This window comes from Thermoleptolyngbya sp. M55_K2018_002 (assembly GCF_015295965.1).
GTDB lineage: Bacteria > Cyanobacteriota > Cyanobacteriia > Elainellales > Elainellaceae > Thermoleptolyngbya > Thermoleptolyngbya sichuanensis.
Genome location: NZ_DVEA01000137.1, coordinates 1 through 10687, shown reverse-complemented (window position 1 = coordinate 10687; position 10687 = coordinate 1). Strand labels below are relative to the sequence as shown.

Here is a 10687-nt window from a genome sequence, read left to right as displayed (position 1 = left end):
GCCGCGCCAGCCGGGAGGTTGGGCGTTGCGCGGGCCGCCCATCGCAGGAGCGCCCCCACCAAAGAGGCCGCCACCGCCCATCCCCGGCAGTCCCATCCCCGGCATCTGTCCCTGGCCCATTTGCTGCATGAGCGATCGCATCTTTTGGAAGTCGCTGACCAGCTTGCTCACGTCGTCTAGTCCATAGCCTGCACCCTTGGCGATGCGGCGGCGACGGCTGGGCGAACTGGACAGCAAATCCGGGTTTTTGCGCTCCTCGCGGGTCATAGAGTTGATCATTGCCTCTGCCCGCTTGAGCTGCACCTCGCCCCGCTCTAGCTGTTCGCTCGAAATCTTGTTCAAGCCGGGGATCATTTTCATGATGCCGCCCAGCGACCCCATTGCTTTCAGCAAGCGAGTCTGCTTCAAAAAGTCGTCAAAGTCAAACTGGGCATTGAGGATTTTCTCTTGCAGCTTTTCGGCTTCGGCGATATCGACTTCTTCCTGGGCTTTTTCAACCAACGTCAGCACGTCGCCCATACCCAAAATGCGGGATGCCATCCGGTCGGGATAGAACGGCTGGAGCGCTTCCACCTTTTCGCCCACGCCCACAAACTTGATCGGCTGCCCCGAGATCTGCCGTACTGACAGGGCCGCGCCGCCCCGCGTGTCGCCATCTAGCTTGGTCAAAATTGCGCCCGTAATGCCGATGCGGTCGTGAAACGTGCGGGTGAGGCTTGCCGCCTCTTGCCCTGTCATCGCGTCTACCACCAGCAGCACTTCATGGGGCTGCACGGTGTCTTTGATCTGTGCTAGCTCGTCCATCATGTCCTCATCGATTTGCAGGCGACCTGCCGTGTCGATGATGACTGTGTTAATGCCGTCTTCTCTGGCTTTGGCAACGCCCTGTCGAGCAATTTCTACCGGGTTAGCATCCGTGCCTAGCTCAAACACAGGCACGTTGATCTGCTTACCCAGCGTAATGAGCTGGTCGATCGCAGCGGGACGATACACGTCCGTCGCCACCAGCAGCGTGCTGCGATTCTGCTTGCGGAGATGCAGCGCCAGCTTTGCTGTAGCCGTCGTTTTACCCGTACCCTGAAGACCCGCCATCAGCACGATGGTCGGCGCAGGCTCCGCCTCGGCGAGGGGAACGTTGGTTTCTCCCATGACCTCTACAAGCTGGTCATGGACGATTTTGATGAACTGCTGGTCGGGACGAACGCCAGAAATAACCTCAGCCCCCAGCGCCTTTTCCTGCACCTCCGCGACGAAATCTTTCACCACCTGGAGGTTTACGTCTGCCTCCAGCAGGGCCCGCCGCACTTCGCGCAAGGCCTCTTGGATATTAGCTTCGGAGATTTTGTCTTGGCCGCGAAGTTTTTTCCAGGCTCCTTCAAGGCGATCGGCTAGGGCTTCAAACATAGTGAATCGTATGAATCGTAAGTGAAATCAGGGGTGAATTGGAGGTGGATTTGTGACTGGCGATGTTAAGTCTTTTGGATCTCTATCCTAGCGTTATTGGGCGTGTACACAAAAAGCGGGATACCGAAAGCGGAATAGAGCAAGCGAGACGCTCCATACCAGAACGTCCCGCCTAATTCGTTTGATTTCGTGCGATTTACAGATTATTTACAGATTATGTGAGCCTGTGTGAGCAGTATGGGAGCCGTGTCAGCGCGATCGCCCTTTTGGTTTGCCGAAGACGCGCGATCGCCCCACAAGTCTGCTGATCTACCGAGTCTCAGCGCTCAGCAGTTCCGTAATCGCCTGATGCTCGATTGGCGTTTCGGCAGGAATGTCGCCCCGTGTGTCGGCGATCAGCCAGTCGAGCGCGGCCGCCTGCACATCAATGGATGCGCCTGTCTTGTCTACGCAATAGCGACCAAACACGAGCTTATCGACCAAGCGCACGCCCGGCCCCAGGCGCGAATATTCAAAAATCACGCTGTTATCAACCGTTGCGCCGCTGCAAATGTGGCAGTTTGGGCCAATCATCGACGGGCCGACAATGCGTGCGCCGTCCTCGATCTTGGTCATGCCGCCAATGTATACCGGGCCCTGGATGTCTACCTTGTCCCAATTCACTGCAACATTGATGCCCGTATAGATGCCGGGGCGCACTTCTCGTCCGGGAATTTCGACATTCTTGACTTCGCCCCGCAACACGCTGCGAATAGCGTGCCAGTAGTCAGGCACTTTGCCAATATCCACCCACTCAAAATCCATCGAAATGCCGTAGAAGGGTGCGCCCTTTTCAACCAACTTGGGGAATAGCTCACTGCCAATGTCATATTCCACACCGGAAGGAATGTAGTCGAAAATTTCTGGCTCAAATATATAAATCCCGGTGTTGATTGTGGTGCTGAGGGCTTCTTCGACCGAGGGCTTTTCTTGGAAGGTTTGGATGCGGCCCGACTCGTCCGTCACCACGACCCCATAGCTCGACACCTCTTCGCGGGGCACGTCTTTCATAATAATGGTGGCGATCGCCCTCTTTTCTCGATGCCAGCGCACCGCCTCGGTCAAATTCAGGTCGATCAGCGCATCACCACACAGCACCACGAACGTATCGTCAAAAAACGGCGCAAAGTCCTGAATCTTCCGCATCCCGCCCGCAGAACCGATAGCCTGACCTTCGAGTTGACCATCCACAATCCGCCCTTCAAAGGAATAGGCAATTTGCACGCCAAAGCGCTGTCCATCGCGGAAATAGCTCTCGATTTCGTAAGCCAGGTGACTCACGTTCACCATGATTTCATCGAAGCCGTGCTGCCGCAGCAGCTCTAGCAGGAACTCCATCACGGGCTTTTGCAGAATGGGAATCATCGGCTTGGGAATCGTGTAGGTGATGGGACGCACACGAGTTCCCTTACCAGCAGCGAGGATCATGGCTTTCATAGCGTTTGCTCTAACCTTTGGGGCAATTTGCTTGGATTGGTGTGGAATGATTTACTACAGACAGAAGAAAGTTAACTCTACGTAATCTAACCTAGTGTTCCCTGATTTTAGGAATCGGCCCGAGCAGCAGCTACGGAATTCACAGAATCTTTGCCAGCAAAACAGGTTGGAAGAAACTCTAGTTAAGCCTTGAGTATCCCTTCACAGAAACCGGTTCTAGCCGCGCTCATCCTGAAATGACTCCTCCTGAGACTATGCGTGGTCTAAACCAATTTCTAAACCCACTAGACCAATTCAGAAATTGATTCAGTCGTGACGGAACGAAACCGTGACGGAACGAAACCCCTTCCATACCCTAGCCTCCCTCTATCTAATCCAGCAAGTTGGACACAGCAGCTAATCCAGCAAGTTGGACACAGCAGAGTTTTCCAGGGAATCCGTCTCAGATTCTGCCAGACTCCGTACCCGCAAATCCCGATAGAACTCTTCCTGGAGCAGTTCTACCTTAGATTGGGCAGAGAGATAAAGGAGCGCCCAAAACACCCCCACGCGATCGCCCTGAGGCGTTGCATGGTGTCCCTCTTGTCGGGTTTCTGCTGCTGCGTCCGACGCGACCCACAGTTCTAGCAACTGCTCAAACTCCATCCACTCATCACCCTGGCTCATCGCGTCCCAATGCTCTTGCAAAAACTGCTCCAGCGCAGCGGCAATCTCAGACAGGTTTTCCTGGTGAGCCAGTTGGGTAATGACGCGCACTGCCTGACTACGCGACTGAGGACGGGGACGACGAACGCGCTGTCGAGGTCGGGGATCGGACACCGCCGCCGCCATCATCTCTAGCTGAGAAATCAGCTCTTGCAGCGTCACCTGGCGACTTTGCATCGGTCGGGCCACCGCTCTCCGCCGCAACCGCCGCTCTAGGCTGAGGGGCAAGGGCGCACCCACCGTCCCGTCAGATTCTTCCAGAAACTCGTCTTCTGAGGGCGCTTCGTCTTGAGTGGTGCGGGCGAGTGTGTCAGCCTTGAGCAGCACCAGCATAGAAGCATAGAGAAATGCCTGACCCGACTCGGACAAGTCAGCCTCATAGGGGGCACGGCCGGCCTCCACCGCTTGCAAGGGCTTAAGCTGGCTGAGAAATCGGTCAATAACGTCGATAACCTTGACATCCCACGGGTCAATTTCGCCCCGTTCAGACAGGTCGATCAGCAGGGCGATCGCATTTTGCGCTAGCGAAAGAGCCATTTGCCAGGCAGCCCCAGTTTCCCTAAGGACTCATCTCTATTGGGTACTAATGTAGACGAAATAACCAGCCATCAACCCAATCAGACCCAGCAATAATAGCGGCACCCACAGACTGGCAATGTTGACCATGCGATTGACCCTGCGGCTATTCCTGCGCCAGCGAAGACACCTACTTGGCAAAGACCTCGGTCACTTCCACGTCTTGAGGGGCAGGCTGCGAAGCGGGTAGCAGGCGCTGCTGTTCTTCCAACTCCACCTTGTAGCGCTGGATGTCCTGTTCCAATTCCTGAATCCGCACATCGCGCTGCCGCAACTCGCGCCCGGACTCCAGCAAATTTTGAATTTGATTCCACACGCTAAAGACCCAAGCCAAGACTGCGCCAATGCCCATTGCCAGCAAAAGCTCGATCGACAGCGGAGCCTGAAGATCTAGCCCCTCCACCACATGAATGACCGCAGGCTCAGTATTTTCGATGCCAAACAGCACTAGGGCCAGACAAATCACAAAGATGACGACAAAGTTGATTTGGCGCATGGATGTTGTCCCTCAATCTTTCACTCACACAGCAGACACCCAACAATCTTACAAACTTTCTTGCGACAGATGGAGTTCGGAGCCTGGCTGATCTGTCCTGCCAGAGGTCACCTGTTGTCTGGGATGCCCATCCTAAAGGACTTTTAGCGCAAGGCTTAGAGCAAGATTTGATTACAGGTTGCCAGCAAACGGGGCTGTGTCTGCGAACGCCTTGCGGTTTATCAGGCAAACGAAGACTAGGCCGCCTTGGCACTTGATCCTGCTGGCGCTTGAGGGCGCTGGCAATCTATACCTGCTTTGGCGATCGCCCCTACTAATCGGGCTAAAGCCTGGGCTAAAGCTTGGGCTAAAGCGCCTGGGTTGAAGAACAAATTGTTCCGACCCAGGTAGGGGCAAGCAAGAACCGCTCTCAGAATTTCTACTGAGAAAAAGAGAACTTTAAGTGTAAAAGGTCAGCCGCCCTCCGGATCACAACGTCGTTTCACGAATACTGAGATAGCGTGTTTGGATATCACCTATCCACGTAAGGGTGTACCGATCGAGGATCTACAAGAAGCGCTACAAACAGCCACAGGGTATAGACTGGTCTTTTTTTCCCTGAACCGCTTGAGTCGGGGTCAGCGAGTCGAGCGTCTCTGTTTGTATGTCTCCCTAATAATGTCTCCCTAATAATGTCTCCCTGATATAGACTGGCAGACCTGCATCATCCAGACCTGCATCAACATTGACTGGGCGATCGCGCTGACTAGGGCTGCTCTTGCAATTGTTCATTTAATCTGCGATTTCAAGACCCCAAAATGCCCCAGAAGATAGCTTCAGAAAATCCACGGTTGTCCTGATCGAATCACTGAGAACAGGAATATTCTCCTCAGTATTAAGGAGTTTATTCGAGTAGCAAGAAAAAGTCACATCTGTTCAGTATTTACTGAGCAAACCCCGAAACAAACGGCATTTCGGGGACTGTTTCGTATGACAAAACGTTCCGATCTTTGTGGGCAGAACCTGATACGTTGCTTCCCTACCGGAACTTTAAAAAAGTCTCGAACAAATTAAAGCTTCGGGCAACCTTGGCATACGGTTCTATCCAGGCTTGGGGGCGACTTCATAGCATAGGTATCAGGATCTAACCAGAACTGATGAATCCTCAAATCATTCTCCTTGTCCAGTCCACTCACCGTGAAGGAGCGCAAGCAAACCGTGATAGTCACCTCCAGCCAACCTTCTTCCGTCATGAACTACTCCTCAAGACTGATGCAAATCGCTGAGCGACGAGCCGAATTGAAGGAAGTGCATCCCTCGGTGACCAGTAAGGCAAAGCGCTTGATTGATGTTCTGGGCGCACTGGTGGGGCTGGCGATTACAGGCGCAATCCTGATTCCAGTGGCGATCGCCATCTGGGTAGATGACCCCGGGCCCATCTTCTACAGCCAAATCCGCTGCGGACTCAACGGTCAGTTTTTCCGCATCTGGAAGTTCCGCTCAATGGTCGTCGATGCCGATAAGGTCAAGCACCTGGTTAAGAACGAAGCACAAGGACTCATTTTTAAGAACGAAAAAGACCCCAGAATTACCCGCGTCGGACGATTTCTCCGCCGAACCAGCCTCGACGAACTGCCCCAGTTTTGGAATGTCCTGATGGGACAGATGAGCCTGGTAGGAACTCGTCCCCCCACCCAGGATGAAGTATCGAAGTACAGTCCTCACCACTTCCAGCGCCTCGCTGTGAAGCCCGGAATCACGGGAGAATGGCAGGCAAACGGGCGCTCTACCGTCAAAGACTTTGAAGAAATCGTCAAGATGGATCTGGCCTATCAGAAAAAGTGGTCTGTGGGCTATGATATCCAGCTCATTCTTAAGACGATCCAGGCTGTGCTTAACAAGAGTGGTGCTTGCTAAGCAGTTCTCTCTTGCCCTTACGCTGGGTTAACGTCTTCTGAGGCAGCAGGCTATCCTGCGACTCCGGGAGACGTTTTGCCATGAAGGAAGGGTTTGGGCTTGGGAGAACCCTTTTAGTGATAGCTAGTAATAGACTGATCCATCTTGTCGCTTGAAAAAGCGATAAGACGGCTTAATTCCAAGCCACGTCGGCAGTGTACTTTTCGCATCTATACAAATGCACAGATCTTGATTGGGGAGGCGATCGTAGCGATCGATTTGAAACGTGACTTTTGCTGTTTCAAGCTGTCGCTCGATCAGGGGTTGATCTTCAGCATCCCGAATCGAGTTGCTCATAAGACCATTGTTCTACCTCCGCACCGACACAATCGGTCTCGACCCTCAGCAGCCTCCAGTGTGAGCGATAGCGTTCTAGAAACATCATGCTCCGAACGACGCTCACAGCGACCCGCGCTCCAACCAGGCCCGCATCTTACCTGGATTCAGCAGTCCATAGGGGTCTATCTGCTCTTTAAAAGCAAGCTGCACTGGATCGATACTTTTACGTCCGCCGTCCTCCAGGATGTAGGTGTGGGGATTGGCGATAAACGCGCCCTGCTCTTCGTGATACTGGATAATCTCCCTCAGCCGCTCTGGGGTAGAGTAGCGTACCAACTGGAGCGCTGCCGGAACTGCCGTGCCGCCCGTCCGCAGAAACTCTAGGTGCATCATCACCTCATCGCCAAAATGGTGATACATATGCTCAAGGAGCGTGAGCTGTTTGTCAGCCGGAAACAGCGTTTGCAAGTAGGTCAGAGTTGGGTCAACGCTGCGGGCATGGAGCGTCGTGTGGTTCCAGGTGAATTCCATCAGCAGCGTGCCCTTGCTGGCTTCCTGGGCAGATTTTTGATAGCACACTGCGCCGCCAAACTCCTTTACTAAATCGGCAAACGGCTCCAGGCTGGGTTCTGCCACCATTACAAAGGCGCAGTGCTTGCCGTCGGGAATACTGTTTCGCAGGGCGGCGAAGTAGGTCGGGACTGGATGGGCAAAGACGGTGACGAGCTTTTTGGTGATGCCGTCGGAATCGCTGAGCGCCTGACCAAAGCGGGCAGCGGTCATAAAGTCATCAAAGGTAATAATTAGCTCGGCCCAGGGATAGGCGGGCGCGAGGGGAATTTCGAGTTCGGTGATGATGCCGTTAGTGCCGTAAGCATGGTTCACCTTTTGCACCTCGTCCCCCCGCAGCTCGATGACGCGGGGCGTGTCTTCCATCGTCACCACACGCACGGCGTGGAGATTGCCGCGATCGCGCAATTGCCCATAGGTCACCGAGCCAATGCCGCCGCTGCCGCCGCCAATAAAGCCGCCAATCGTCGCTGTGCGGTAGGTGGAGGGAGCCATACGAATCTCCCAGCCCAGTTCTCGCGTTTGCTTGTCGATATTGACCAGCTTTGCGCCCGGCTCCACACAGGCTAGCCCTGGCTTGACCCATTTCACGCTCTGCATCCGGGTCAGATCTAGAATGACACCCCCTTCAAGCGGCACACACTGACCGTAGTTGCCTGTGCCAGCACCGCGCACGGTCAGCGGAATGCGATGCCGAACGCAGACCTGAGCCACCTGCAAGACCTCTGCCTCGCTGACAGGCCGCACCACCAGATCCGCCACTTTGTCATCCAGCAGCGGCCGCAGGATCGGACTGTAGGTGTAATAGTCCTTAGACAGCTTGGCGACTTGCGCGGCATCGCGAATCACCTCTATCCCCGCTAGTTCTGAGGCAATGGCATCCCAATCGATGGTGCGCGGTGCGGTCAGCGTCATTCAAAATCCTCCTTGAGATTTGCCCGCTTAGATTTATCCAGTGGGGCGATCGCCCAGTTAATTAAAAATTCTTTACTTACTGTGGTCTTAATCTAGCTAGATTGCAACCTGCGGTTGGGTGAAGTGGGCTACAGATTTGTGCGGATTAATTTCTGCGGATTAATTTCTGCGGATTAGTTTCTGCGGATCAGTTTGCGCTGATTGCCAATCAGGTTGCGCTAATTAGAGAATGGCGCTCTCTTTCAGTACGCTTTAGGTTCTGGCATAGCGGTCTAGACCTTTCCGGGAGATTTATGCGACACCGATGGTATGAATGCAAACGTTGCATCAACCCACAGCAGGATAATTCCTATGGCAAGCGAACAATTTCGGCGGCAACTCCGGCGCGAAGCCGAGCAGTGGCGGATTGACGGGCTAATTGAGCCGGGCCAGTATGAGCAACTGGCCGCACAGTATGACTTTGATGCGCTGGAGACGGGCGCACGCGATCGCTTCGTGGTTATTTTGCTGGGGCTAGGCTGCATTTTGCTGGGGCTGGGGGTGATTACCTTCGTCGCGGCAAACTGGCAGGCGATTCCCCGCATAGGCAAAATGGCGCTGTTGTTTAGCCTGTTCGTTGCCGCCAATACAGCGGGCTTTTACCTGTGGCGGCGACCCAAACTACACGGACGCGAACGCTGGCAGCACCGCCTGGGACACGGACTGCTGCTGCTGGGGGCGCTGGTGCTGGGGGCAAACCTGGCGCTGGCGGGGCAGTTGTTTCACCGCAGCGGCGCGTTTTATGAACTGTGCCTGGTGTGGGGCTTGGGCGTGCTGGCGATGGCGTTTGGGCTGCGGCTGCGATCGCTCGCGCTGCTATCCATTTTGCTAATGGGCGTGGGCTATTGGTCGGGGATGTGGGAAGCCACCCAGATGCAAGCGCTCTCAGGCTTGAATGGCCTGATGAACCTGATGCCGCTGGTGGCGGGTGGACTGTTTACGCTGCTGGCCTATCAGTGTCGCTCGAAGGTGATTTTTGCGCTGGGGGCGATCGCCACGATTTCGGCGCTGCTCGTCACCCTGGCGGATGTGGGGAACCAGTTCAGCGGCCCTGCGACTCCTGGCTTTTTGGTGGCGATCGCCTGCACCCTGCCCCTAGCCCTGCTATGGAGCTACGACGACGCGCTATGGTGGCGACTGAGAAACGCGCCGCTGCCGTTAACTCGTCCATTTCGTCCCGTTGCCCAGGCGATCGCCCTGATTTTCCTCACGGCAACCTGCTACGGATTTTCGTTTCGCAGCATTTGGACTCCCCTTTCCGACCAGCCCAGCTTTTCCCAGCAGCTTCGGATTTTGCTCAGCCATAGCGGCGATTTGCTGCTGAACCCCAACCTGTTTGTCTACACTGCGCTGATGCTCATCGGCTGGTTCTACCTGGCCTATCCGCGCCACCGGGGGCAACGCTGGGGACTGTCGCAGCACGACGCAGTGATGCTGGTTTTCTTGCTGGCTGTGGGGCTGATTCCGCTCTGGCACTGGGGCGTTGCGCCCATTCAGGCGATCGCCACCTATCTGTTTAATGTGCTGTTGTTCCTCCTGTCGGCCGCCTTTATCCGGCAGGGACTCGCCCAGGGCAGCCGCAGCCTGTTTTGGTACGGCATGGTGATGCTGGTTCTGCAAATCATCAGCCGCATGTTGGAATACGAAACCGGGCTGCTGCTGAAGTCTGCCGTCTTCGTCCTCTGCGGGCTGGCTGTGCTATTTGTCGGACTTTGGTTCGAGCGCCACGTCCGCACCCTCGCCCCCGCCGCCACGCTCACCCCCGCCTCTCAGGAAGAAACAGTTTAGCGGGTTTTAGGTGTGCCTCTCGCTTCAAATCCAGCCAGGGCAGGATTCGTGCAGCGGTTGCTTGATTTCGTTGCCCGATTTCGCGGCCTGATTTCGATGTTCTCTAGCTTTTCCTTGTCGAGCGTCCTATGAATTCCGAATCTCGTCCCTCCAACCGTCACCCCCTCGTCCCCACTCCCCCGAGCGTACCCACTCCGCAGCATCCCCTCCCGCCCGCTCCGCCGCCCCCCCTCGCCCCTGCCCCGGCTGCCCGCTGGCGATTCTGGCTGCCCCTGGCGATTCAGGCGGCGCTGATTTTGGTGATTCCCCTGCAAGCCACCTATACCCAGGCAACGGGACAGACCGTGATTTTGCAGACGGGGCCTGTTGACCCGTATCATCCCCTGCGTGGCTATTATGTGACGCTGGGCTACGACATTTCCCAGCCGGGTGAACTGGAGAAACTGCCGGGCTGGAGGGCGTTTGAGGCAGCGACACAGCAGCGGCAATCGCGCTTTGCGGCTC

General features: G+C 55.4%; 9 protein-coding genes. 3 read left to right on the top strand and 6 right to left on the bottom strand.

From position 1 onward, the window contains the following. From ffh to IGS51_RS06630, 4 genes are all read right to left on the bottom strand, one after another. Positions 1-1404 (bottom strand): signal recognition particle protein (gene ffh, locus IGS51_RS06645; RefSeq protein ID WP_297077366.1); only part of this gene is annotated, 1404 nt, incomplete at its 3' end. Between the two features lie 309 nt (positions 1405-1713). Next, positions 1714-2880 carry an NDP-sugar synthase gene (locus IGS51_RS06640; protein ID WP_297077364.1) on the bottom strand — a complete coding sequence of 389 codons (1167 nt, stop codon included), beginning with the start codon at positions 2878-2880 and terminating at the stop codon, positions 1714-1716. Positions 2881-3276: 396 nt separating this feature from the next. Then, positions 3277-4122 carry a segregation/condensation protein A gene (locus IGS51_RS06635; protein ID WP_297077362.1) on the bottom strand — a complete coding sequence of 282 codons (846 nt, stop codon included), beginning with the start codon at positions 4120-4122 and terminating at the stop codon, positions 3277-3279. A 169-nt stretch (positions 4123-4291) separates the two neighbouring features. Next, complete coding sequence (locus IGS51_RS06630; RefSeq protein ID WP_172353785.1) at positions 4292-4657, bottom strand: lipopolysaccharide assembly protein LapA domain-containing protein; 366 nt, start codon at positions 4655-4657, stop codon at positions 4292-4294. A gap of 1230 nt (positions 4658-5887) precedes the next feature. On the opposite strand from IGS51_RS06630, the gene IGS51_RS06625 reads away from it, so the two are divergent. Further along, positions 5888-6553: a sugar transferase gene (locus IGS51_RS06625; RefSeq protein WP_297077368.1), complete on the top strand. Its 666-nt coding sequence runs from the start codon at positions 5888-5890 to the stop codon at positions 6551-6553. Between the two features lie 123 nt (positions 6554-6676). Here IGS51_RS06625 and IGS51_RS06620 read toward each other — a convergent pair whose 3' ends face one another. Together IGS51_RS06620 and IGS51_RS06615 are read right to left on the bottom strand one after the other, a co-directional pair. Then, positions 6677-6889, bottom strand: coding sequence for a hypothetical protein (locus tag IGS51_RS06620; RefSeq protein ID WP_297077360.1), 213 nt, complete (start codon positions 6887-6889; stop codon positions 6677-6679). A gap of 102 nt (positions 6890-6991) precedes the next feature. Further along, complete coding sequence (locus tag IGS51_RS06615; protein WP_297077358.1) at positions 6992-8356, bottom strand: FAD-binding oxidoreductase; 1365 nt, start codon at positions 8354-8356, stop codon at positions 6992-6994. Positions 8357-8707: 351 nt separating this feature from the next. On the opposite strand from IGS51_RS06615, the gene IGS51_RS06610 reads away from it, so the two are divergent. Then, the gene (locus IGS51_RS06610; protein ID WP_297077357.1) at positions 8708-10183 is read left to right on the top strand and encodes a DUF2157 domain-containing protein; all 1476 of its coding nucleotides are present in this window, start codon (positions 8708-8710) and stop codon (positions 10181-10183) included. Positions 10184-10311: 128 nt separating this feature from the next. Then, on the top strand, positions 10312-10687 hold a 376-nt coding region (locus IGS51_RS06605; RefSeq protein ID WP_297077355.1), incomplete at its 3' end, for a GDYXXLXY domain-containing protein.